This window comes from Mesorhizobium sp. M4A.F.Ca.ET.022.05.2.1, assembly GCF_003998845.1.
Taxonomy (GTDB): domain Bacteria; phylum Pseudomonadota; class Alphaproteobacteria; order Rhizobiales; family Rhizobiaceae; genus Mesorhizobium.
In genome coordinates this window covers 1-24,664 of the sequence record NZ_RZOJ01000051.1, presented here as the reverse complement: position 1 = coordinate 24,664, position 24,664 = coordinate 1, and the positions used below count along the sequence as shown (strand labels likewise).

General features: G+C 60.2%; 19 protein-coding genes and 1 pseudogene. 10 read left to right on the top strand and 10 right to left on the bottom strand.

Annotation, left to right across the window (positions count from 1 at the left end):
• Positions 1-887: ABC transporter ATP-binding protein (locus EN745_RS08770; protein WP_145991995.1), on the bottom strand; the 887-nt coding region annotated here is incomplete at its 3' end.
• Between the two features lie 331 nt (positions 888-1,218).
• Between EN745_RS08770 and EN745_RS08765 the strand changes: the two are divergent.
• Both EN745_RS08765 and EN745_RS08760 read left to right on the top strand, forming a co-directional pair.
• Positions 1,219-1,765, top strand: a pseudogene (locus tag EN745_RS08765) (isocitrate/isopropylmalate family dehydrogenase); the annotation flags it as partial.
• 10 nt (positions 1,766-1,775) lie between these two features.
• Complete coding sequence (locus EN745_RS08760; protein WP_127421036.1) at positions 1,776-2,252, top strand: Lrp/AsnC family transcriptional regulator; 477 nt, start codon at positions 1,776-1,778, stop codon at positions 2,250-2,252.
• Between the two features lie 170 nt (positions 2,253-2,422).
• Here the strand turns inward: EN745_RS08760 and EN745_RS08755 are convergent, their stop codons facing one another.
• Both EN745_RS08755 and EN745_RS08750 read right to left on the bottom strand, forming a co-directional pair.
• A complete protein-coding gene (locus tag EN745_RS08755; protein WP_127421038.1) occupies positions 2,423-3,898 on the bottom strand; it encodes an NAD-dependent succinate-semialdehyde dehydrogenase in 1,476 nt (491 codons plus the stop codon).
• Positions 3,899-4,349: 451 nt separating this feature from the next.
• The gene (locus EN745_RS08750; protein ID WP_127286285.1) at positions 4,350-4,706 is read right to left on the bottom strand and encodes a cupin domain-containing protein; all 357 of its coding nucleotides are present in this window, start codon (positions 4,704-4,706) and stop codon (positions 4,350-4,352) included.
• A 402-nt stretch (positions 4,707-5,108) separates the two neighbouring features.
• Here EN745_RS08750 and EN745_RS08745 point away from each other — a divergent pair, with 402 nt between their 5' ends.
• Entirely contained in the window at positions 5,109-5,984 is an 876-nt protein-coding gene (locus tag EN745_RS08745) for a GNAT family N-acetyltransferase (RefSeq protein ID WP_127421035.1), read from the top strand.
• A 398-nt stretch (positions 5,985-6,382) separates the two neighbouring features.
• Here EN745_RS08745 and EN745_RS08740 read toward each other — a convergent pair whose 3' ends face one another.
• The 5 genes from EN745_RS08740 to EN745_RS08725 form a co-directional block, all read right to left on the bottom strand.
• Positions 6,383-7,705: an FAD-binding oxidoreductase gene (locus tag EN745_RS08740; RefSeq protein ID WP_127421034.1), complete on the bottom strand. Its 1,323-nt coding sequence runs from the start codon at positions 7,703-7,705 to the stop codon at positions 6,383-6,385.
• 46 nt (positions 7,706-7,751) lie between these two features.
• The gene (locus tag EN745_RS36010; protein WP_189362995.1) at positions 7,752-7,895 is read right to left on the bottom strand and encodes a hypothetical protein; all 144 of its coding nucleotides are present in this window, start codon (positions 7,893-7,895) and stop codon (positions 7,752-7,754) included.
• Between the two features lie 152 nt (positions 7,896-8,047).
• On the bottom strand, positions 8,048-8,713 hold the full coding sequence (locus tag EN745_RS08735) for a GntR family transcriptional regulator (protein ID WP_189362996.1): 666 nt from the start codon (positions 8,711-8,713) through the stop codon (positions 8,048-8,050).
• Positions 8,714-8,793: 80 nt separating this feature from the next.
• Positions 8,794-10,164: an aspartate aminotransferase family protein gene (locus EN745_RS08730; RefSeq protein ID WP_127421032.1), complete on the bottom strand. Its 1,371-nt coding sequence runs from the start codon at positions 10,162-10,164 to the stop codon at positions 8,794-8,796.
• Positions 10,164-11,174: a phosphotransferase gene (locus EN745_RS08725; RefSeq protein WP_127421037.1), complete on the bottom strand. Its 1,011-nt coding sequence runs from the start codon at positions 11,172-11,174 to the stop codon at positions 10,164-10,166. Before EN745_RS08725 ends, EN745_RS08730 begins: the two co-directional genes overlap by 1 nt.
• A 692-nt stretch (positions 11,175-11,866) precedes the next feature.
• On the opposite strand from EN745_RS08725, the gene EN745_RS08720 reads away from it, so the two are divergent.
• From EN745_RS08720 to EN745_RS08705, 4 genes are all read left to right on the top strand, one after another.
• Positions 11,867-12,343 (top strand): Lrp/AsnC family transcriptional regulator, encoded by a 477-nt coding sequence (locus EN745_RS08720; protein WP_127421031.1) that lies wholly within the window; start codon positions 11,867-11,869, stop codon positions 12,341-12,343.
• A gap of 159 nt (positions 12,344-12,502) precedes the next feature.
• Entirely contained in the window at positions 12,503-13,192 is a 690-nt protein-coding gene (locus EN745_RS08715) for a haloacid dehalogenase type II (protein ID WP_127421030.1), read from the top strand.
• Between the two features lie 796 nt (positions 13,193-13,988).
• The gene (locus tag EN745_RS08710; RefSeq protein ID WP_127421029.1) at positions 13,989-17,309 is read left to right on the top strand and encodes an AAA family ATPase; all 3,321 of its coding nucleotides are present in this window, start codon (positions 13,989-13,991) and stop codon (positions 17,307-17,309) included.
• A gap of 373 nt (positions 17,310-17,682) precedes the next feature.
• Positions 17,683-18,576 carry an SMP-30/gluconolactonase/LRE family protein gene (locus EN745_RS08705; protein ID WP_127421028.1) on the top strand — a complete coding sequence of 298 codons (894 nt, stop codon included), beginning with the start codon at positions 17,683-17,685 and terminating at the stop codon, positions 18,574-18,576.
• 376 nt (positions 18,577-18,952) lie between these two features.
• On the opposite strand, the gene EN745_RS08695 is transcribed toward EN745_RS08705, so the two are convergent.
• Positions 18,953-19,288, bottom strand: a complete 336-nt coding sequence (locus EN745_RS08695) for an ankyrin repeat domain-containing protein (RefSeq protein ID WP_127421027.1) — start codon at positions 19,286-19,288, stop codon at positions 18,953-18,955.
• A 430-nt stretch (positions 19,289-19,718) separates the two neighbouring features.
• Here EN745_RS08695 and EN745_RS08690 point away from each other — a divergent pair, with 430 nt between their 5' ends.
• A complete protein-coding gene (locus tag EN745_RS08690; protein WP_245487667.1) occupies positions 19,719-20,771 on the top strand; it encodes a sulfite oxidase in 1,053 nt (350 codons plus the stop codon).
• A gap of 392 nt (positions 20,772-21,163) precedes the next feature.
• Here the strand turns inward: EN745_RS08690 and EN745_RS08685 are convergent, their stop codons facing one another.
• Positions 21,164-22,870 carry a rhodanese-like domain-containing protein gene (locus EN745_RS08685; protein WP_127421025.1) on the bottom strand — a complete coding sequence of 569 codons (1,707 nt, stop codon included), beginning with the start codon at positions 22,868-22,870 and terminating at the stop codon, positions 21,164-21,166.
• A gap of 216 nt (positions 22,871-23,086) precedes the next feature.
• On the opposite strand from EN745_RS08685, the gene EN745_RS08680 reads away from it, so the two are divergent.
• Both EN745_RS08680 and EN745_RS08675 read left to right on the top strand, forming a co-directional pair.
• On the top strand, positions 23,087-24,097 hold the full coding sequence (locus EN745_RS08680; protein WP_127421024.1) for an HAD family hydrolase: 1,011 nt from the start codon (positions 23,087-23,089) through the stop codon (positions 24,095-24,097).
• Positions 24,098-24,155: 58 nt separating this feature from the next.
• Positions 24,156-24,455, top strand: a complete 300-nt coding sequence (locus EN745_RS08675; protein WP_127421023.1) for a hypothetical protein — start codon at positions 24,156-24,158, stop codon at positions 24,453-24,455.
• Positions 24,456-24,664: the final 209 nt, after the last annotated feature.

Sequence of the window (24,664 nt, the reverse complement as noted above, 5' to 3'; positions counted from 1 at the left end):
GTCTTCACCAGCCCCTCGACCTTCAGGATCGGCTCCTTGCTGGCGGGCTCGGCACGGGGGCGATCTTCGCCGGTCAGATGTGGTACGGCGGCAATCAGGCGCTGGGTATAAGGATGCTTCGGAGAGCCCAACACCTGCTTGGCGCTGCCCTGTTCAACTATCTGGCCCTTTTCCATCACCACAACGCTGTCGGCGATTTCGGCCACCACGCCGAAATCGTGGGTGATGAACATGACGCTCATGCCCTTGCGGCGCTGAATGTCGCGGATCAGTTCCAGGATCTGTGCCTGGGTGGTGACGTCGAGCGCGGTGGTCGGCTCATCGGCGATCAACACCGTTGGCTCGAGCGCCAGGGCCATGGCGATCATGACGCGCTGCCGCTGCCCGCCAGAAAGCCGGAAAGGGTACTGGTGATACATGAGTTCGGGGTCGGGTAGCCCCACTTCAGTGAGCAGCTCAATGGCGCGGTCGCGGCAGATTTCTGGCGTGCCGTAGCCATGCGCTGCCATCACCTCGTCAATCTGCGCGCCCACGGTCATCAGCGGGTTGAGCGCCGAGAGCGGGTCCTGAAAGATCATCGACACGACCCGGCCTCGCAGGTTGCGCAGCTTGTCGGGCGACATGCCGATGATGTTCATTCCCTCCAACTGGATGACACCCGACGACAGGCGGATCACCTTTGGCAGAAGGCCCATGATCGCGTTCGCAGTGACCGACTTGCCCGATCCGGACTCGCCTATGATGCAGAGGATCTGGCCGCGTTTCAGATCAAACGAGATATTCTCGACCGCATGGACCCGCTCCATGCCGGCCGGCAGGCTTACGGTCAGATCGCGCACCGAAAGCGCCACTTCATGAGGAGCTACAGCTTGGATGCTGGCGATCATCAAGACCTCTCCCTTTTCAGCCGCTCTCTTCAGCCCGCTGCGGATTGCGTTTTCGATCCCGCCTCGAGGCGATCAATCGGTCAAACCGTTCCCTATCGCGAACTCTCAGGCTCACTTTCCAAGCCTCCCCTCCTGAAGCCTGCCGCCTACTTGGCTCTTGGCGACTGTCCAGGGAGTAAAGGACCTTAGTCACCGATGAGTGTGACTCTTCCTGGCCGATAGAATCCCCGAAACTTAGCAGGCAGGCAGCAGGAACTTCCGCAGAGGGCGCCCAAATTGGTATTTCACTCTGCGCCTATTCCGGCATTCGAGCCACGCGAGCGGGTTCGTTCGGCTGTTGCAGTCGCCGCTCTGAAAGTTTCTGACGGTGGTCACGGAATCCAACGCACAGCGCCACGGCGTGGTAATGTGGGATGAGATCGCGGCCGAGATGTCGCGGGAGTGACGCCGCGTGGGACAAGATACTGGTTAATGCTATGACGGTGCGTATGACGCTCAAACCTCGCAACCTCGACACGATTGTCGCCACCGCCCTTCATGGCGATATATTGTCCGACATTGCAGGGGTGCTGGCGGGGGGCCTGGGGGTGGACACCACCGCAAACGTTGAGCCCGATCGGTATCCCTTGATGTTCGAGCCAATTCACGGCTCAGCTTTCGACGTTGCTGTCAAAGGTATCGCCAACTCCATCGCCACCTTCTGTACCGCCGCCCGGATGCTTGAACATCTGGGCGAGAGCCCAGCGGCCATACGGTTGATAAGGGCCGTGGAAACGGTCTCGAGCGAAGGCGTGCTGACGCCGGATGTGCGAAGGACAGCGACCACGCACGAAGCGATCGATGACGTCTGCCGGACGACCCGCGGTTCGAACGTGTGACAGGTTTACGATGAAGCTCGACAGGATCGACATCAAGATCTTAGCACAACTGCAAAAGAACGGGCGGCTCACGAATGTCGAGCTTGCCGACTTGGTCAACCTTTCACAGAGCCCTTGCCTTATGCGGGTGAAAAAACTTCAGGCAGAAGGTTTCATCACCGGTTATTCTGCCCAGATCGACGTCGCGAAGCTGGGGCAGACTTTGACGGTTTTCACCGAAGTGACGCTCAAGCATCATCAGCATAACGACTTCGCGAGATTTCTAACCGCCATTCAGAAGGTAGAGTCGGTCATAGAATGCCACCTGGTTTCAGGAGGTTACGACTATCTTGTGAAGTTTGTCACAGCTGGGATTACTGAATACCAGACGATCATGGAGCGTTTGATCGAATTGGATATTGGAATCGACAAATATTTCAGCTTCGTCGTGCTGAAGTCACCGATCGCGAAGTCCCATTTGCCACTCGATACCATTTTCGACAGATGAGAAGGCAGCTCCCGGTCTTCAACCCAGAGAGCAGCATGCCGCCGCTCCCTTCAAACCGAAGTCCTCTCGAGCAACGTGAGTGACACCTGGTCGAAATAGAGAAAGGGGCGGTCTCCACCGCCCCTTTCTGTTGTTCCAGCGCGCCCCTACGCGTTCAGTCTCTGCAGAAACTAACCAAGCCCGCCAACATGAAAGGTCTTGATCTCGAGATATTCCTCGATGCCGAGCTGCGATCCTTCGCGGCCAAGTCCTGACTGCTTGACACCGCCGAAAGGCGCAACCTCGGTCGAGATCATGCCTGTGTTGAGCCCGATCATACCGAACTCCAACGCCTCGGCAACACGCCATGACCGTTTGAGATTGTCTGTATAGAAGTAAGCGGCAAGGCCGAACGGCGTATTGTTCGCAATTGCGATGGCCGCGTCCTCCGTGTCGAAGCGAAAAAGCGGGGCCACCGGACCGAACGTCTCTTCCGATGCCAGGAGCATCTCGGTAGTGGCCTCTCCCAGCACGACGGGCCGTGCATATTGCTTGCCGTCGGGCACTGCCTCGCTTTGGGCGATGATCTGCGCGCCTTTCTCTTTCGCATCCGCGATGTGACGCTCGATCTTGTCGATCGCGGCCGCGTTGATCATTGGGCCGATCTCAGTACCCTCGTCGGTCCCTGCGCCAACCTTCATCCGCGCGACGCGCTGGCTCAGCTTTTCGGCGAAAGCGTCGTAAACGCCTTCCTGCACGAGAATCCGGTTCGCGCAGACGCAGGTTTGACCGCCATTGCGGAACTTGGATGCGATCACCCCATCAACTGCCTTGTCCAAATCGGCGTCATCGAACACGATAAAGGGCGCATTGCCGCCGAGCTCGAGGCTCAGCCGCTTGATGCTATCGGCAGCGCCACGCATGAGCAGCGCACCGACGCGCGTCGAGCCGGTGAACGAGATCTTGCGCACCGTCCCGTTCGCCATCAGTTCGTTGCCGATTTCGGTGGGCATGCCGGTGACAATGTTGATCACCCCGGGCGGAATACCTGCCCGTTCCGCCAGAACGCCGAGCGCCAGTGCCGAGAATGGTGTAAATTCCGACGGCTTGATGACAACCGTACAACCCGCAGCCAGCGCCGGCGCCACCTTGCGCGTGATCATCGCGTTGGGGAAATTCCACGGCGTGATGATGGCGCAGACGCCGACGGCCTCCTTCAGCACCAGAATGCGGCGATCGGGCGTGGGCGACGGAATTGTCGAGCCACCGATCCGGCGTGCTTCTTCGGCGAACCATTTGACGAAGGAGGCGCCATAGCGGATTTCGGCGCGTGCCTCCGCCAAAGGCTTGCCCTGTTCCAGCGTCAGCAGCAATGCCAGGTCAGCCTCATTTTCCAGTATTAGACTATGCCAGCTTTCCAGAAATGCTGCGCGTTCGGCATGGGTCCTGGCCTTCCAGTCGTAAAGCGCCGCCTGCGCCGCGTCTATCGCTGCCCTTGTTTCATCAATGCCCATATCGGGCACCGTTCCAAGGACTTCCAGACTTGCTGGGTCGGTCACATCGACCGTCTTATTGCTGTGCGCATGCTGCCAAACATCTCCAATGAGCGCCCGTTGGCGAAACAGGTCCGCATCCTTCAGGAAACCAATCTTCGTGATTGCATTCATGATCGTCATTTGTCCTTTCAGCCGATGCCGCCGGCGCGCCTTGCACGATGGAATTCGTCCGCGTGTCGCCGCAATCGTATCTTTCGCGAATCCGTGATCGATGAGCGCTCTCTTGAAATTGCCGGGCGAAACAGGTTTCCCGCCCGATATCCTGCTGCTGCTAGAACCAAGCCGCCGCTCGGAAGGTCGCCCAAGCGCGCCCAGTTGCTAACGGACGGATCGTGCATTTCCAGCGCGCCGTCCGTCCACGCCCGTTTATTCCCGATGAACACAGTTTCCTGTAACCGATCGAAGCTCTACGTCGCGGTATCTGATGATAGTGGAGAGCCCACCGCATTTTTCATTGAGATTGCGCCCTCTGACCGTGATCACATTGCGTCAGCCAGGACTTCGAAAGCCGATCGTGCTGCAATCGCGGCCGCTCTATTCGGCGGGATCTTGTGCATTGAAATTAGTCATTCACCACTACGTAGATCTTGCGCACGGTCTCGATCGTGCGCCACACGCCGACAAAGCCAGGTTTCATCACGAAACTGTCGCCGGCGCGATAAGTCTTGGTCTCGCCGTCCTTCTCCTCGATTTCAATCACACCCGAAATGATGTGACAGAACTCGTAGGTGCTGCCTTTTACCGAATGCGTAACGCCGGGTGTCGCCTCCCAGACGCCAGCCAGAACCTTCTCACTTTTCGAAGCGTCCTGCGCCCAAGTCTTGAAGGATGGAGCGCCGGAGATGAGTCGCTCCGGCAACGGCAATGACTGCTTCGGCGTGAAGGCGGGATTCGTGTCGATCGAGATCAGAAGTGACATGTGAGGTTTCCTGTTGGCAGCCAAGTTTCCGATCGGCGAGGCCGATCAGTTCTCCCAGGCGCGGTGACGCCGGGTATTCTCCACCAGCGATCGCGCAGCCGTATGCATGCTGGGGCTGCGGAAAATGCGATCAGCTTCGCGAAAACTTCTTCGACATTCACGAGTACCGCTCGCCAGCGCTATTCATCGGATGCAGATAATGTCGCAGCCCGCGGGAGCATTCCCTGCCGAACGGCGCTGCGCTTTGGCTGAAGATTTTGAATATTAGGTCAGAACCAGCGAAACTTGCTGGCCTTCGAGTGCAACTTTGGGGCAAAAGAGGGCTGCAAAACCGTGCAACAGGCACCCGATCGAGACGTGCTCGCGAGCTTGGCAATTTGATAAAGGAGCGGGTCGACCTAAATGCAAAGATCAGTGCACCTGAAATCTTTCGAACTGGTCGCGCGCGACATTGATGATGTCGACGTAAAGCTGCTGCATGCGCTCTCGATTTCGGTCCGGTGGCCGCATCGGCCAAAGGATTGGGAACTGCTGCGCCGTGCCGGCCGCGGCATCGTTGCTGTGGACGGGATCGGACGCGTTTTCGGCAGTGCGATGTGGTTTCCCCATGGGGACGATTTCGCCACCATCGGTTTGGTCATCACAACGCCCCGCACGCAAGCCCAAGGAGGTGGTCGATGGCTCATGAACTTGGTTCTGAAAGAGTGTGGCGATCGGAGCTTGACGCTCAACGCCACCCACGCTGCTTATCCTCTCTATGTCTCACTCGGCTTCACTGCCGAGGCGACTGTATACTTGCGCCAAGGCGAGGTCTCACAGTCGCTCCCGGCTCCGCACTTGGACGGCGAATTGAAGGCCTTGTCGAGCGATAGGCTGCAGGAGATCACGGCGCTGGATACCCGCGCGTTTGGGACAAACCGCGAGAAGCTGCTCGCGTTGCTCGCCGCGGATGCCTCAATTTGCACTTTGAGCCGTAGCGGCGAGATCGTCGGGTATTCCATGTGTCGCGAATTCGGGGGTGGTTTAGTAGTCGGCCCGATCGTCGCGCGCGACGAACTCGACGCGATCCATCTTACAGCTGTGCATCTGAAAAATCTGATCGGGCGGTTCGTCCGCGTCGACACGCGCGAAACGGACGGCGCGTTTGCCGAGTTCCTCCAGCAGAGCGGCCTTGAAATCGCGGAATCTGTTACGACCATGTCCAAAGGGCGCCGCTTCCTCAACAGAGAACACAACGAACCTTGGGTTTACGGGCTGGCCAGCCACGCATTCAGCTGAATCCGAGCACGTTCTAGTAAACGCGGAGCGTTCGCCGACAACTCGAAAGCCCGGAGCAGGAGGGCCATCATAGCAGATTGCCGCCTGCCACTACCGGGATCCTAATGATCGTGAATATTTCCGAAGACATTGTCAGGCCGGCATACCCTGCCCCATCAATAGAAATGACCGATCCAGCCCCTGCCTCGGCGTGGCCCCGAGCGCGAAATGGCGATGGCAGTATCCTGGACACCGGGCCCGATGAGGTGGCCCGGTAAGGCTGATCGAGCGAGGTGCTCCCAAGCGCATTCTGATGCGACTCGTACCGGTTTGCTTCATTCCCGACAGGCTCGGGAACGTGGGGGTCCCGCTCACTGCCGACACCTTGACCTTGCTTGGCGTGCCTGATTTCCGGCTCTTCAGATGGCGGCGATGTCCAGCTTCGAGCCGTCGACCAGACGCGACAGCCGGAACGGTGTGGGATCGACGGAAGGTGTGTCGTTCACGACAAGCTCTGCAGCCAGATAGCCGAGCCCCGGGCCCAAACCGAAGCCGTGACCCGAGCAGCCCGCCGCGAGGACGAGACCTTCCACCCCGTCGATCTGCGAGACGACAGGCACCGCGTCCGGCGTGCAATCGACGAAGCCACCCCAGGCGCTATCAATCTCTATTTCGCGAAGTTGGGGAAACGTTTTCCGGACACTCTCCACCACTTGGCCCACCAGCCATTTCAAGGGCGGTGGATCCAGCACGCGATTCTGTTCGAATATCCGATCATCGTTGGTCAGCAGCGCCTGCATTGAATCCGGACCCGAAACGAACGAATGACCGACGCCGAGCCTGACGTTCTTCAGGCGGCGCAAGAACTGCGGCATGAATCGCCGGCCGTACCGGATAGCCTGGGGCGTAATCTCGAGGTTTGCCTTGCCGCTGATGGCAAGCGTATAGCTGCCGTCCAGTCGGCGTGTGATCGTGCAGTAGGGGGTCGAGATCGCCTCGCCTATGTTGATTGTCGGGGTGGAACGCAGTGCGGTCTGCCGAATGCTCGCTTGGGGGAAACTGATCCCGAGCGGCCGAAGAAAGCGCGAGGACCAGGCGCCGGCGGCGCACAGCACGGCGCTGGTTCTGATGTGGCCCTTCTCGGTGTGCACGCCCGCAATCTTGCCATTGGTCAAGTCGAGCGCCCGCGCGGCGCATCCCTGGTGGATCGTGGCGCCCAGAGCTCTGGCCCCTTCGGCGATAGCCGGCGCGGCGAGCGCAGGTTCGGCCTTGCCGTCCCGCTCCGAATAGGTCCCGCCGACCCATTTGTCGCGCGCTTCGGGGACGCGCTCGGCCACCTCCGCCCGGCTCAGTACTCGGGTGTCGACCTCGTACTCCCTGGCGACCTCGCGCCACCTTTCCCAACCGGCGAGCACAGCCTCGTCGTGGGTCGCATAGACGAGACCGCAGCGTCGGAATCCGAGGTCCCGATTGATATCGCGCGTGAGTTCGTCCCACAGGCGCATGGACATCACCGAGAGCGGCAATTCGCGTCGGTCGCGGTTCTGCTGTCGGCACCAACCCCAGTTTCGGCTCGATTGTTCACAGGCGACGTGGCCCTTATCGAGGAGCGCCACAGAGAGGCCACGCTTCGCCAGGTAATAGGCGGCCGTAGACCCGAGGATACCCCCGCCGACGATGACGACGTCGGCCTCGGCCGGGAGACGCTCATCGCTGTGAATGCGTTCTACGCGGGGCGACATGTTCAAACCAACCTCGGCTGCCAAGAATGCGGAAGCAAAGTTCCGATCAGCCCTTCATCGCATCGTGCGCTCGATAGAATTTGCCGAAATCATCCAGGACTTCGCAAGATGTTTGGGTTTTTGACCGTTTGATCGACAAGAGCTGCTCAGCGCCGACCGAGTTCCAGTTCGGCGTCGAGCGGCGCAACATGCGCGCGTGCTCGTTATCGCACTTGTGGGCAGGCTCCGCTTTCGCCCGGTGGCGTTGAAAAACTCGCGTTTGCGCTTGTCGGCGTCGAACCGGCGGCTTAGAGCCGCCTGGCAGCTATCGTTTCTAGTTCTCAAATCCTCAGAGCGGGCTGGTCAGCGTTGATCAAGCAATTTGATCTGGAGATCTTCCCAGTGCTCCTTGAAAGCTTCTCGGGCGGTGTCGTAGTGGCGGCTTCTCAGGCCGTTGATGAGCCGCTCGTGCTCTAACGCCATTTCCTCAGCCGTCCCATAGAAATCCTGCCGCTGGACGAGGAGAAGCTCGATCTCGCCTTCTAGGCCCGAATAGGTTCGCCCCAGTCGGACGCTCCCACTCGCAGCGACAATGGCGCGATGGAAGTCGCGGTCCGCGGTAACCAGCGCGGACCTATCAGAGGACAGGGTCGAGGCGTGCATGACCGCGACCGCCTTAAGCGCCAAGGGCGGAATGACTCCGGTCAGCACGATCAAACGAATGGCTTCGCCCTCTATGGCGCCCCGCACACGTGTGATGTCGACAATGTCGTCAGGTCCGAATTCGGGCAGCACGAACCCTCGGTTCGGTATTTGACGCAGCAAGCCCTGGGTAACGAGTACCTGGGCCGCCGTACGGAATGTGTGCCGTGAGGTCGAATGCTCCTCGCACATCCTCGCGTCGCGGAGGAATTCGCCAGGCTGGAAATCTCCCGACAAGATGCGCCCTCGCAAGTCGTGCGTCAGGGCTTCTACCGCGCTAACGGGGAAAGGCTCAGCGTTGGTTTCTATGTCTTGGACTTGCTTCATGGCCTTGGTCGTCGATGTTGCGCGTGCAGCTACGCCATATGCGGCGATGTAGGGCAAGGAAGATCATGCTGTATCGCACCCTACTTCTGCACGGACCGAAGCGCCTCGTCGAGGCCCTCGAGCAAACGTCCTGCGTTGGACGATGTGAAGACAAGCGGAGGCCTAATCTTGAGGATATTGGCATCTGCGCCCGTCGCGGAAATGAGGATGCGCCGGTCGCGCAAGGCGTTGACGGCCGCTAGCGCACGGTCCATGTCCGGAGCCTTCCGGTCGCGATCTTTGACGAGTTCGACGGCGAAATAGAGGCCCGTCCCCCGAACATCGCCGACGAATTCGTACTTGTTTTGCAGGTCGCGGAGGCCGTCGAGGATTTCGCCGCCGACCTTGGCAGCGTTGTCCATCAAACCCTCTTCGACGATCGTGTCGAGCACGGCCTGCGCAGCGGCGATGGCGACGGAGTTGCCACCGAACGTGTTGAAGTAGCGCATGCTGGACCCGAATTCGGTCACGAGTTCGGACCGCACCACCAAGCCCGCAACGGGATAACCGTTGCCCATAGGTTTTCCAAGCGTGACGATATCCGGATCGACCTTGTGCCGGGCGTGCCCCCAAAGGTGGGTACCGGTCCGCCCGAAACCGGATTGTACTTCGTCGGCTATAAACAGGCCTCCAGCCTTGCGAACTACTTCCGCCACCGGCGCCAACGCGTCCGTGGGGTCGACATAGAGACCATCGGAGGAGAAGACGGAGTCGGCGATGAAGGCAGCGAGGCCCCCGCCATGCCTTTCGAGGTCGGCAATCTGTCGCGCAACATCCTCCGCCATCCGCCGCCCGATTTCGTCGACGGGCAGACGGTAGGAATCAGGCGCGGCGACCGTTCGAACGTAGGGATCGAGGGCCGACTTCTTCCCGAGGGACGGCGAGATTGCCGCCACTGCACCGCTGTTGCCGTGATAGGCCTCGGCCGTGACAATGACGCCAGTCTTGCCCGTGTGGTATCGCGCGATGCGCAAGGCGAGATCGTTGGCCTCGGAGCCAGTGCAGGTGAACATCGCACATCCGGTGCGGCCGAGTTCGCCGCCGAATGTATTGATCAGGGCTTCGGCATAGTCCAGCAGAGGTTCCTGCATGTAGCGCGTGTGGGTGCAGAGGACGTCGAGCTGCTTCTGGATAGCCTCGACGACGCGTGAATGAGAGTGACCTAGCGATACGACGTTATTGTAGGCGTCGAGATATTCGTTGCCGTGCTTGTCATAGAGGAAGACGCCCTTGGCGCGAGAAATCTCCACCGGCGATCTGTAGAATAGCCGATAAGCGGGGCCAAGCAGCCTTTGCCGCCTGGCCACATGCGCCATGTCTTCACCTGAGAGATGAGACGCGTCCTGAGGGTTGAAGCCATTGGCCATGTCGCCACGGTAGCCCTTGGGCAGGGTAGTCGCTTGTTTGGGCATTACGGTTCCTCTCGGGTCAGAAGATCGGATATTTGTGCGGTCGACACCGAGTTGAACCACTCGAGATGAGCCCACCCGGCTTCGGTGTGGCGCAGGATGTAGCGGCGGTTCTCCGGGGATATCTCGGCGCGCCCGCAGGTCAGAAGCGCGCGGACCGCAAGTCGGCCCATCGCCAGGAAAGGGATAAGGCGGAGTTCTTCGTCCGTCAGTTCGGCGTAGCGAAGATAGCCGCGCAGAACATCGCGCGGTTCATCGAACAGGTCACGCCGGTTCGCATGGTCGATGGTCTTTGGCATCTGATTCATCAACGCAGTGGACACGTCGACCGCGATGGCGGTGCGGACGGCATCGCCAAAATCGATGACCCCAGTCAGGAACTGCGGGCTGGCGTGGTCAACGACCAGGTTCGACGTATTGAAGTCGTTGTGGAGCACTTGCCGCCGGCACAGGTCGAGCCGCGGCTTGATCTCGGCAAACCGCTCAAGCGCGCGGGCCGTCCACGCCCGCTTGCCGCCCTCTGGAATGAAGCCCAACAGATCGGAGAGATCGAGCAGATGGGTGACGTCCCATGCCAGCTTCCGATCGTCTGCGGGATGGGAAAAATCAGCCATTGAATGACGTAGCTTCGCCAAGACCTCGCCAATCCGTTCGCGCTGTGGGGCGGTGGAAGTCGTCCGGTCGAGCGGCGCACCGCAGAGGAAGGTGATGAGCCGCACCACGCGCCGCTCGCCGGCACTGGTCGTGACGATGGGCAAATCCGCGCCGTCGACGCCGCGATGTGCACGGGGGATGGGTAGGTCAGGAGCCCGCTGCTCGAGATGGCGCAACAGCGCGACCTGGAAATCGAGTTCCTCCACCCGTTCGGAAGGATGAGCGATCTTCAGCACGAACTTCCCTCGACCGGCGCAGTCGAAGAGGAACGTGTCGTCTTTCTCGGTTTCAAAACGTGTGGCCGAGCCACGCAAGCCATATAGAAGTTTGGCGATTTCTTCTGCTTCGGCCGCACCCACAGGATGGCACGCCTCGGAAAGCTCCGAGGCGCGGGCCGGCTGAACCTGATGATTGTGACCCATCTTCCACTCAATTGATATGCTGCCGCAAGAGTGCGCAGCGCCGGAGGCTTGACTACCTCACATTTCCATTTTTGTACAACAATTTGTTTATCAATCGAGACGGTTGCCGTTTTAGGATCGAAGGTCGCAGCCCAATTTTGACCCAATTTTCGACACGATCATGCAACTGGCTTGGATGCTCTTTACCTGGAAGGAGTAATAATAGTGGGGATTATCAATGGTATACCAAGTCGTGATCCAGGCGCTGTTCGCGATATAGCAACGCTGACGAAAACTGGCTGGACGGTTGACGCTCCCTATGAATTGTTGGACAATCTATTGCAATCACCGCTTCGCTGTGCTTTTGTGCTCCGGCGGAACCGGAATGCGGCAGCCGGCGCGGCGCTCGGCCTGGGTGGGGTGGCCGATGTGAAAATGGGGAATGAAATGAAACTGATCAGATGCCTTGAAGGTAACCGCGTCGCTACCGCATCGGCGTCCGTCGCCACGCTCGACATCCCCACGCAGAGGGCGTTGATGGGGGGTCTAGCTGGGCGCGCGCGAGCAAAATGGCCCGCCCGCAGCTATGCAGCGTCACCGGTGCGAGGAGCCAGGCCACCCGAGGCACCAATATGGGACGGAGTTCCCACATGAAGCTCGACAAAATCGACATCAAGATCCTGTCTGAGCTGCAGAAGAGCGGGCGGATCTCGAACGTCGAGCTTGCGGACCTGGTCAGCCTCTCGGCAAGCCCGTGCTTGATGCGGGTGAAGAAGCTGCAGGAGGAGGGCTTCATCGTAGGCTATTCCGCTCGGGTCGACCTGGCCAAGCTGGGTCAGACAGTGACGGTCTTTACCGAGATCACGCTCAAGAACCATCGCCCCACAGATTATTCGCGGTTCCTCGCGACGGTCGAGAAGATCGATAGCGCGATCGAGTGTCACCTTGTGTCTGGCGGCTACGATTATCTGGCGAAGTTCGTCACAGCGGGGATCAGTGAGTATCAGGCGATCATGGAGCGCTTGCTCGAGCTCAATATCGGGATCGACAAATATTTCAGCTTCGTGGTGCTGAAATCGCCGATCGTTAAAGCGCACTTGCCGATTGACGCGATCGCTACTCACTAGCGATGGAGATTCAGAAGATAATCTGCCAAGTAAATGGCCAAATTCAAAAGAATCCGCCTCAAATGACGAAGATTTGGCAAATGACATTCTGTATTTCTTACCACGCTGGTGCGCCTCGAGCAGGCATTCTGTGTCGTCGAATTAAAGGGAACACACGTCATGACCACCTTTATACCGAAATATGTAACCTTCGACTGCTACGGTACGCTGACCAACTTCGATATGGCTGGTGCAGCGCGGCGTGTGTACGCCGAGCGTCTCTCCGTTGAGGCGATGGCCAGTTTCGTCGAGGCTTTCAGAGGCTATCGCCTGGACGAGGTGCTGGGCGAATGGAAGCCTTTCCGCGAGGTGGTACACAATGCCGTTGAACGCAGCTGCAGGCGCATCGGTATCCAGTTCAAACCCGAAAACGCGCAACGCATCTATGACGAAGTGCCAACGTGGGGTCCGCACCCGGACGTCCCGGCAGGACTCACCAAGGTGGCCAAGGAAATCCCACTGGTGATCCTGTCGAACTCGATGAACGACCTGATCATGTCGAATGTGGAAAAGCTCGGCGCGCCCGTTCACACCGTCATCACCGCTGAAGAGGTTGGCGCCTACAAGCCGCTGATGAAGGGCTTTGAATACATGCTCGATAAGCTCGGCTGCGGTCCCGAAGACATCACTCATGTTTCCTCCTCCTTCCGCTACGACCTGATGCCAGCCTATGATCTGGGGATCAAAAACAAGGTCTGGGTCAACCGCGGTCACGAACCCGCAAATCCTTTCTATGAATACACCGAGATCAAGGATATCGGAGGACTAGCCGCCGCCGTAGGCTTGGAACCCGCCCGGAAGCGCGCCTGAAAATCGGTGGTGAGCCCTGCCGGCTGTCGGCAAGAACGGGGCGGTCTATCCGCCCCTTTTGGCCAAACGCATATTAGGCACGGCTAACCAATGTGAGGGCCGCTTCGATGTCGGCTCTCAAGTAGCCGGACATGCCCAAAGTTCGGCCTAGCAGTGGTAACGTTAGGGACCGACGCGCTTCGTCAAAACAGGCGTTCGCCGCCTCACGTTTTGGGATCTGATCCGGTGAATGAGTTCACGGATCTGTCTGCGCCCAGAGCGACCAGACTCCGATGAAGGCGGTGCGCTATCTGGCGCAAAAGCTGTAAGGCCAAGTACCTCGACGAGTGCGCTTCGCGTGCGCTTTTTCGCGACGACCAGTTGTCGGCATTGCTGTTCCAGAGTGCCTTTTATGAATCACAAAAGGCCAACATTGGCCTGCCCATTCCGTCAGTTCCGTTGATCAATAGCAATGGCTGGAACGGGGCCGGGAGCCGTCGGTGCGCTTTGCGTAGCCAAAGGCGAACAAGCGGACATTCGCCTGGATCAGACGGACCCACGGGTTTCCATTCCAGACATTCGGCCCCCTTTCTCTGGCACCAAGCTCCTCGAGCTCCCGAATGGTATCCAATGGTTACTCTTGTTTAGATTCAGGAGGTGCGATCGGGCGCGGCGACTTCGGTGCTAGAACCACTTCGGAATTCGCAAGCAGCGGACAATTGACTTGCATATCCGACACAGTGCGAGCGAGGATGACGCTGAGTAAGGTCGGCCCCTGTACGTTCGTCGCTAGCCGCACCCCAGTTGAGGAACCGCCATGCGCGACATCGCCAAGTGGCTGGAGGGCAAGGGTCTTGGCGAGTACGTCGAAGCGTTTGCCAGCAACAGGATCGCTTCCGATGTGCTGCCGAGCCTGACAGCCGACGATCTCAAGGAGATCGGTGTTGCCGCGGTCGGTGACCGGCGCCGGCTTCTGAAGGCGATCGCCAGCCTTTCGCTGCCTGACATCGAGCGGGGCGACGAAGCAGCCGCGGAGCCAGCCGGCCATGCCGGCGCCTCGCAGGAAGTATCGCCCGAACGCCGGCAGCTGACGGTGATGTTCTGCGACCTCGTGGGTTCGACGCCGCTCTCGGTCGAGTTCGATCCCGAGGATGTGGCCGGCGTGATACGTGCCTATCACGCCGGCTGCACAAGGATAGTCGCGCGATGGGATGGGCACATCGCCAAGTTCATGGGCGACGGGGTCCTGGCCTATTTCGGCTGGCCGCGTGCTCATGAGGACGATGCCGAGCGCGCCGTCGAGGCAGCTCTTGAACTGACATCGGCGATCTCGACACTGGACACCGCAATCGGAGGACCGATTGCCGTTCGGGTCGGTATCGCGACAGGCCTCGTCATGGTCGGTGAGACGACCGGCACCGGAACGGCGCGCGAGCGCGCCGTGGTCGGCGAAACACCGAACCTGGCGGCGCGGCTGCAAGGCATCGCCGAATCCGGAACGGTGGTGGTCGCGGCGAGCACGCGACAGTTGCTAGGCAACCTCTATGAGACCGCCGATCTCGGCGAGCACCTCCTGAAAGGGTTTCCCGAGCCCGTACGGGCTTCGCGCATCCTCGGCAAGGCGGCCAGGGAGACCCGCTTCGAAGCCCTGCACGGCCGGCTCTATACGCAGCTGATCGGGCGTGACGACGAAGTCGAACTGCTGACCAGGCGATTTCAGCAAGCGGCGGCAGGCGAGGGCCAGGTCGTCCTCATTTCGGGCGAGCCGGGCATCGGCAAGTCGCGGCTCTGCGAGGCGGTGCGAGCCAGGCTGCTGGACCGGCCCCACGCGCGCCTGACCTACCAGTGCTCGCCCTCGCACGCGGACCGGGCGTTCTACCCTCTGGTCACGCAGCTCGAGCAGGCGGCCGACATTCGCCCGAACCTTGATCCGGGCGAGAAGCTGCGCAGGCTGGCGGCGATGCTTCCCGGGTCCGCCGAAAGAGCCGGAGCCGCCTTGCCATTGCTCGCGGCTCTGATCTCGATCCCCACGACTGGAGAAGACAGCTCGCCGGGTCTGGATGCGGTTCAGCGGACAGAACGAACGTTTGAGGTGCTTGCGGGGCTTGTGAAGGATTCCTGCGCTAACGGCCCCTCGGTTGTCGTCTTCGAGGACCTGCATTGGTGCGACCCGTCGACGCTCGAGTTTCTCAACCGCCTCGTCGACACGGTCGCGACCCTGCCGGTCCTGTTGCTCGTCACCTCGCGCCCTGGAGTGAGCGTGGCATGGGCGGATCAGCCTCATGTCACGACGCTTGTGTTGAACCGCATAACCAGGCGCGAGTGCGAGAAGGTGATCGACTCGCTCGCGGACTCGGATGTGCTGCCGGAGCGTGTAGTCGAGGAGATCGTCAATCGGAGCGACGGGATACCGCTGTTTCTCGAGGAGATGGCAAGGGCCCTGATCGAGGCACAGCGTCAACCGAGCGCCGGCGGCGCTCTCGAGCGGGGCGTGCCCGCATCGCTCCAGGATATGCTGATGGCCCGGCTCGATCGGCTCGCCACCGGAAAGCGGGTCTATCAGACCGCCGCCGCGATCGGTCGCGAGTTCACGACCGAGCTTCTGGAACGTGTATGCGATCTCGATGGCGGCGAGCTGCAAATCACCCTGGATGCACTGGTTGATGCCGGGCTGCTGATCGGCAGGCAAACCGCCTCGGGAGCGGCGTATGTCTTCAGGCACGCCCTTCTTCAGGACGCGGCCTATGGCAGCCTGCTTCGTGATACCCGCAGGGAGCTGCACGAGCGCATCGCGGCCGCTCTCGCTCACGTTCGAGCCGACGATCCGGCGTTGCTGGCCTATCACCACGAGCGTGCGAACGCCTGGGAGAAAGTCCTGGATTGCCGGCTCGCGGCCGGCGCGAGAGCCGAGGGTCGAGGCGCTCGTTGGGAGGCGGCTGAGCATTACCGGCGCGCCATCAATGCTCTCGAACACCTTCCCGACACGGCGGAGAACCGGCGAACCTACCTCGAGACATTCCTGGCGCGGGTCAGGTGTGGCCGCCAGTACGCGACCAGGGAGGAGCGGGTCGAAGCGCTTCACCAGGTCGACAAAGCGATCGCGTTTGCTGACGGAAACATCGCGGCCTTGGCGGGGCTGCAGTCCATTAAAGGAATGGATTGTTTGGAAGAGTCCTTGCTGGTCAGCGCAGAACGACATGCCGGTTTCGCAGATGCGGCGCGCCAGGCCGAAGTTGCGTTCCGCTATGCCAACTTCCTCGGCAATACCGGACGGCTTGAAGAATCACTCGGCAAGATCGAACGGGCCGCGGCGCTGTTGCAGGAAATCGGGCCCCTGGAAGAGCTCGGTTCGCTCGCCGCAGGTGCTGGCCGTTGCTACAATGCCCGCGCCGGGTGGTTGCAGCGGTCTCTGCAATTCGCCGAGATGGGCCGGGAGATCGCCGCGTCGACGCAGGACGTCGGGGTGCGCTCATGGCTGGCGATGGAAGCAGAGCCATTGCTTTATAAGGGACTCTGGCAGCGGACGGTGGAGGTGGTCGAGCAGAACCTCTCCACGGCCTGGGAGAACGCGAGGTGGAGCGTCGTCTTGTGGGCCTCGGGCTGGGCAGCCATCGCCTGCCTGAAGCTGAACCGTATTGCCGACGCCAGGGCCTTCCTGGATCCGGTGATGAAGACGGTGGCTCGCCGGATCGACGACGATTTCTGCAAGATCTATCCGCACATCGCCTTGAGCCAGTTGCACCTCGCCGAAGGGGACGCCGCGGCAGGGCTGCAAGCGGCGGAACGCGCGCTGGAGCTGGCCGAGCGTGTGACGGCAAGGCTCGAGATCGGCGCTGCCCGCCGCGCGCTCGGCCAGGCCTACGAGGCGAGGGGCGACCGCCAATCGGCGGACGGGCAGTTCCGCAGAAGCGTCGACGTCCTCCAGACAATCCAGTCCCGACCCGAGCTCGCCCAGAGCCTGCTCGCCTTCGGCCGGTTCGAGCTTGCGGCGGACAGAGACAAGGCAAGGGCAATGCTGCACAGCTCCCTGGAGATTTTCACGGAGATCGGCGCGGACGGCTGGGTGGCGGAAACCCAAAGCGCGCTTCTTCACTGGTCTCTTCAATCTGACACCAAGGCCCTGTTCGCGAAACGATGACGGAGGTGTGATCGCTTCTGTCGAGCAGCAACGTCCGCTGTTGGCGCGCAACTACGACCTCCAGTGTCATTATCGTCGATGTCTGCTCTCGGGAAATCTCTAAGCTGATCGCTACGGCCGAGGCGGTCACGTCTGATATGGGGCCGACAGCGGACTGTCGGCTTCTGGCTTCGAAAAAAGCGATAGCAGACAGTCAACCAAGTGGGATTGAAGTCTCGAATAGACCCATGCGCATCCTTTGCGAGTGTCCACTCTGGTACGAGATTGGTATTCGGGAACTCGAGTGCCCAGGATGATCCCAGGACGCGCCAGAGGCCGACGCCGACCGCTTCAACTCGACAATCAACCAAACTGGGTAGCAGGGAGAATGGGAATGGGATCGCGCATTTTCGCAGCCGATGTTAGCGCTCCAGAAGGTCCGGTCACGTTGCCTGACGGCTCAATGTACATAACAGAGATGTCGCACGACACGCTCAACGTCACGAAACTGACCCCAACCGGATCAAGGCAAGTTGTCAAGAAGACGGGCGGTCGCCCGAACGGCCTTGCGATCGACGGCGAGGGATTGATTTGGGTAGCGGAAGCCGGCCTCCGTGCCCTTGTCTGCATCGACCCGGACGGCCGAGAAGTGAAGCGGCTCGAGGGTGATGACAAACACGGCCGCTTCTATTTTCCGAACGATCTGGCCTTTGGTCCGGATGGCCTCCTGTACATGACGGATTCGGGCATGGCACTCGCCGATTTTCTGGATGGTGAGAACATCGTAGAGGGATTTATGGACCTCGCATGGGATGGACGCGTTTACGCGATCAATCCCAAATCGAAAAAAATTGAGCGTCTAGTCGATAGCAGGATCCGCTTCACCAATGGCATAGCCTTCGATGCCGACGACGCACTCTACGCCAACGCTTCCTTCACTGGCGAAGTCTACCGTTACGATGTGTTCGGTTCGAAAACAGCGGTCCGCGAAGTTTTCGGTAACGTCTTACAAGAAGACGATCAGAAGGGGTTCAAAGGCCCCGACGGCATGAAGTTCGGTGTCGACGGCCGCCTGTATTGCACTGTCTATGGACAGCAGAACGTGACCGTTCTCGACAGAGATGGCCGAGTGGCCGATCGGATGATGCTTGACGGTCCTTGCCCTACCAACCTCGCCTTTTCGCGAGATGGCAAAAAGATACTTGTCACGGAGGTCGCAAAAGGTCAGGTCGAGATCCTTGAGGCTCCTTGCGCGGGGCAGGCCTTACACTATCCGATCACACGTTAGGACCCGTCGCGCCAGTTTGCTAACCCCGATTGGGACGTCAGGAGCAGACCCCATCCAACGTCCCTATTCGGCGCAATGTGTCTGGGCCCGCAAATAGCATATCGGCTTTTGTGAATGGCGGCGAGAATGACCGCAATGTGGCGCGTTGCAGATCGGCAGCATCGGGCCGAAAGCGATAGGTCAGCTTAGGGTATCCGGGAATCGATAGCGGACGCAATTTGCGATGCTCTATGTCTCGAGCTAACCGGTGGGAACATGGAATTCGAAGAGAATACGTCGGCTCGCCCATAACTGCCAGGGGCGAAGGCCGGGCGCAATGCAGCTCAGGGCAGTGGAAACGGCGAGTCGGCGAGTGTTCGCAGATAGGCGATCACGTTCAGCCGGTCAGTTTCATCGGGTGCGCCTCGAACGTCAACAGTTGCATGAGGTCGGCGTAACCCTTCAGGATAGCAACGGTGATCGGCAGACCGAGCGCCGACTGCTTGCTCACACCCGCGCCGCGCTTGATCACCGCCGCCTCGGGATGGTGGCTGCGAACTGCCAGGAAGAGAGGAGTGGCTCCCTTGTCCTGCTCCTCGATGGCCGCCCCTGCATCGAGGGCCGCTGCGATAGCGGCAAGGTCCCCGTTCTTGGCCCCCTCGTGAAGCGGACCGCCTTGGGCGGTCGTGAGAGCAGCCAAATAGATGAGCACGCTTCCAATCATTTCACGCATCTGGCTCTCCCTGGGCCGATACGGTGATTGAGAAGCGTATATCCGATCAACTCCCTCGACTACTCCGGAGCGTCGGCGCGTCGCGCTCGCCTGAACGTAGATCAGGCGTATACTTAACAACTGCTGGCTGGGACCTGACGGAGCCGGCAACGGAGAGCGGGAGACTCCGCCTTAAGATCTGGCGCGATTCCAACTCGCGTTGTTCCGCGCGCTCTCAAGACTGCCGCCTCGGCCGGCCTCTCGTTTGCGCTATTCCGGCCGCCATCACTTTTATCACTGGAGGAGAAAACAGCTTTTCACTGGAGGAGAAATCATCATGTATTACCTTCCATGACGCGAATTCATCGCTAAAGGCAGCGCGGCCCTCGCGGCGCTGGCTATCTTCCACTCACGGTTTGCCCGAGCCTTTCCAAGCCGAGCGGGTGAAACCGTGATCCCGTGGCTTGATCAGCCGCAGCCCAATCCCGTTCCGGCGGTCATCCAGAGCCAGCTTGTCTGGGAGGATTTGGATTCCTGGGTGACGCCTAATGAGAAGTTCTTCAGTATCGCGCATTTTGATCGGCCAACCATTGATGCGGATTCCTGGAAGCTGGAAATCGATGGGTTGGTGAAGAAGCCTCTGAGCCTGTCGCTTGCCGACCTCAAGGCGCGGCCGCGCCAGGAGGTGGTTTTCACGGTGGAATGCTCGGGCAATCATGGTTTTCCATTTTTTACCGGCGGCATTGGCAACGCACGCTGGTCAGGCACACCGCTCGCCGCCATTCTTGAAGAGGCAGGCGTGAAAGAAGACGGCATCGAAGTTGTTTTCTGGGGCACTGATGTCGGCGACATCGCTCTCAAGGACGATAATCGCGACGTCAAGATGCATCAGAATTTCGCCCGCAGCATGTCGCTCGCCGATGCGACGAACCCCAACAACATCCTGTGCTACGAGATGAATGGTGCCGCTCTGCCAGCACCCAACGGTTTCCCGGTGCGACTCATCGCGCCCGGTTGGTACGGCATCGCTAACGTCAAGTGGCTCAAGCGCATTGAGATACGCAACAGGCGCTTCATGAGTCTGCTGATGGCACGAGACTACGTCACCATCCGTGAGGAAGAGCACAATGGCGAGACGGTGTGGGCCGAGACCTCGGTAGGACGCGCATTGCTGAAGTCCGCGCCTGCCAGGGTGACGCGCAGCGATGCCGGGTACCGTATCAGCGGTGCGGCCTGGGGTGCGCCAATCGCAAAGGTCGAAGTGAAGATTGATGACGGCCCGTGGACCGAGGCGACGATCGACCATGCGGAAGAAGCTGAATTCGCGTGGAAGGTCTGGTATCTTGACTGGAAAGACCCATCAAAGGGCGAGCACACGGTCACCTCGCGCGCCACTGATATGTCAGGCAAGGTCCAGCCCGCGATGGACGATGCGGTTATCGCCAAGAAACATACCTACTGGGAAAGCAACGGCCAAGTCACGCGCCGCGTCAGCATTGCTTGAGAAGGTTACCGGTGGCGGCCCTACCAAACTGACGAGGATCGAGGTGACCTCACTCCAAATAGGGGGTCACCCCGTCATTGCTGTCCAGCAAGCCTATGTCGCGGGCGCATTCATTGATTCGGACTGTCCGCTGTATATTGCAATGCCGCTAGGAAGCCTTGGGGCTGGCAGCTTCGAGGCAAGGATTTATCAGAAGGGGACTCCTCAGGCTCGCTGGAGCACGAGCGTGATACCCGGAGCTGCTCTTGCGGGCTAACCGCGCGATGACCGGTTAGACTGCGTATCAGTCATTCGGTATTCGCTTGTCGAAGGCCAAGACCTGAAGCATGGGATCAGTCGGGCTGGCGGATGGATTTCGGCCTGCGGCGCGACCAGAAGCGCATGGGCACGAGTTACTGCGATGCGACCTCGACCGGACAGTCGGCGCTTTCCCAGGCTGGAACGCCACCGTTCAGCAGGTAGACGCGCCTGTAACCCCATCGGACCGCCTTCGCGGCGGCGATGGCCGAAATTTCGCAATACCCGCTATTGCAATAAAAGACGACCTCGTCGTCCGGGCGCGCAACCTTCAAGAGCTCTTCTCTCGACAACCGGGTAACGACCGAGAGATTGACCGCCCGCGGGACATGTCCGTTGGCATAGCCGGCTTCCGGTCGCACATCGATGAAGCGAACGCCGCGGTCGAAGAGTGCGCCGGCTGTCAGCACGTCGATTCTGTCCACGCCCCTGACTGTGAATTGACCGACCTCTTCCCTCGTTACCAAGTCCAAATAGCTGCCGAGACGCAGGTCCGTTCCAGCGCCCTCCGGTACGCCTGCCCGTCGCAATCCGTCAGCCAGCCTGTCGATGGCAGAACGGTCGTAGCCGAACAGGTTGCCCTGCCAGTTCCACTGCGCCTCCTGCACAGTCATCGGATCCCTCCCGGCCGAAATTGCCAGGCCGTTGTAACGGGTCACGGCACGGCTCACGCCATCGTCGACGCCGAGTTGGCCGAGGCTCGCAACCAGCGTGATGTAGTCGCCCGTCGTCGCCGCGCCTTGCGCGGCAATGCGATCGACGGTCGCGACCGCCTCCTGATATTTGCCCTGCTGGAACAGGGCGGCCGCCAAGAGACGCAGCGCGGCCGGCGCGAACTTCGGGTCGAGCGCAATGGCCCGGCGCAGCACCAGTTCCGCTTCGGCAGGTCGGCCGCCCGCATTGAGGATCGATGCTTCGGCCATGAGCACGTCAGGGTCGTGGGGCGCCTCCTCCCTAGCCTTCGAGATCAGACCGAAGGCGGCATTAGGATGTCCCGCAACAAGCGCCTGCTCGGCCGCCACCGCATAAGCGAGCGAGGTCGGCTGTTTCAGCGCCTTGGCAAGGTTGAGACGCATGCTGAAGTGAGCGCGGTCGAGTTCTGTGCCGTCGATGGTGCTCCAGCTGGACAGGATGATCTTCTGCTGCGCGGCCGCCACCGCCGCATAGGCGCGGCTGTATTCGGGATCGTACTTGGCCGCCTGTTCGAAATAGGCGATCGCCTTGAGCGTGTCTTCCTGAGTTTCGAGGTGCAGGCGCTCAAGCCCCAGCAGAAGCGCGTCATGCGCCTGCGGGTTCGCGGTCTCGACGAGTTCTGCGCCACCGCCGTCACCGTCCGCCGGGCCGACGATGGCGGCAGGCCCTGAACTCAGTGGCCAAACGACCGTTGCGGCGAGAAGGGAGGCGAAAGCGCCAACTGCGACGGCGGCCAGTCTCGGCCTAGGTAACACACGAGTGGCGAGCGTCACGCTGCTATCGGATGGCGAGTTTCTGTGTGGCATGAGCACGAGACGGTAGCCGCGTTTGCGGACCGTCTTAAGCACCGTGTGCCCCTCGTCACGGATGGCATACCGGATCTCGTGGATGCATTGCACGAGGCTGTCGTCGGTGACGGCGATACCGGGCCAGATCGCCGCTGCAAGTTCCTCTTTTGTGACAAGTTGGTCGGCGTTGAGGCTCAGATGGCGCAACACCGCGAAGCTCTGGCTGCGCAGTCCGACGGTCCTGCCCGACGCGTCGGTCAGCAATTCGTTGTCGAGATCGACGGTGACCCCGTTGATTGCGAATGCGATGCTGATCTCCATCCGGCGCGCCCCTGCGCAAAGCTTCTCCGCGCTCTTCGCCAGCAGAAGCTAGCACATGCACGCTGCCTTGAGGATCGGCATTCAGTGTCGTTTCGGCCTGCAGCCGGCTGATTTCGGCAAAATTTCGGGAAGGCTTCGTGACCGAATGGGCCTTAGACGCCAACGTCGGCAAAGGCTGGCGCCGCTCGCTGTCGTGAAAAAGAGAAAGGATTGGTCATGTTCGCAACCCGCTGCCACTTGCCATCCGTTGCCGGCATCGCGCTGGCCACTGCATTCGCGGTGCTTTCTATTACCGCGGCGCTGGCCGATCCGCTGCCGTCCTGGAACGAGGGACCGACCAAGGCGGCGATCGTTACCTTCGTCGAGCGGGTCACGACCGAAGGGTCCTCCGATTTCGTACCGATCCAGGAGCGTATCGCTGTATTTGACAATGACGGCACCCTCTGGGTGGAGCAGCCGGTGCCTGCCCAGGTAGCGTTCGAACTCGCTTGTGTCTCGGCCAACGTGTGGAAGCATCCAGATTGGGATACGACGCAGCCGTTCAAAGCAGCCCTGGCAGGAGACACAAGCTATCTCGCGGGTATCGGCGAGCGCGGCTTTGCCGAGATTCTAGTCGCGTCCCATGAAGGGTGGGCCACCGACGATTACCAGACGGTTCTGATGAGCTGGATGGCCGACACGCGAGATGCCCGCTTTGGTCGACCATCGACCGATCTCGTCTACCAGCCGATGCTTGAGGTCATCGACTACTTTAGACGGAGCGGGTTCGAGATCTACATCGTCTCCGGAAACAGCGCCGATTTTATGCGTCCCTGGGTGGCATCCGTTTATGGCATTCAGCCTGATCATGTCATCGGATCCACGATCAGGACGAAATACGAGTTCATCAGCGGCAGACCTCAGCTGACGCGGCTACCCGAGATGAGTAGGATCGGCGACGGTGCTGGTCGACCGGCTGGCTTCTACGAGAGTGTTGGTCGCCGCCCCATCGCCGCCTTCGGCAACGCCGACATCGATTTCGAGATGCTGCAGTGGACGACGACGGCTCCGGGTCCTCGACTCGGCGTCGTCATCCATCACACCGATGCGCAACGCGAATATGCCTATGACCGCAACACCGGTTACGGCCTTCTCGATGCCGTGCTCGAAGCCGCGGGGCCGAATGGCTGGCTGGTTGTCGACGTGAGGAAAGACTGGAAGTCGATCTTTCCGTTCGAGACGCAGTAGGCTTGAGGCTTGGCATATAGACAGACTGTCGGGACCGCTCACTTCAAAGGAGAGTCATATGCGTAGTTATCAGACAATGATGTGTGCATTTCTCACGGCGACCTCGATTGAATCGGCGGTCGCCGGGACCGCAACGCCTCTGGAAGCGATGGTAAACAGTGAGGTCATTGCAGTCATGCCCGATGGTCGCATGGCAAAATCAACTATTATCGAGCCTGCGAAGATGGATGAACTGAAGAAGATCGCCAAGCCTATCCCCTGGTGCATGATGTTCATGCTGGGGTCCGATGGAAACGTCTATATGATTAACACTTCGGAACATCAGCCAATGGTTGAGTGCGAGAACATGGTGCAGTAGGGTGCCGCTTTCGTGGCAGCTAGTCCACCTTGGCTGCAGCCTAGGCGTCAGCGACCACCAGAGGAGTGTAGGAGTCGGTGCGACAGGTCCGCCTACTCCGGCACAGCGGACCTCGCGATGTCATTCGAGGACACTTGTCGCATCAATTGTAGCGACGGGTTGATGGTATCTGCATGCTGAACGGCACGACCGCGACAGCTGCCTTACAT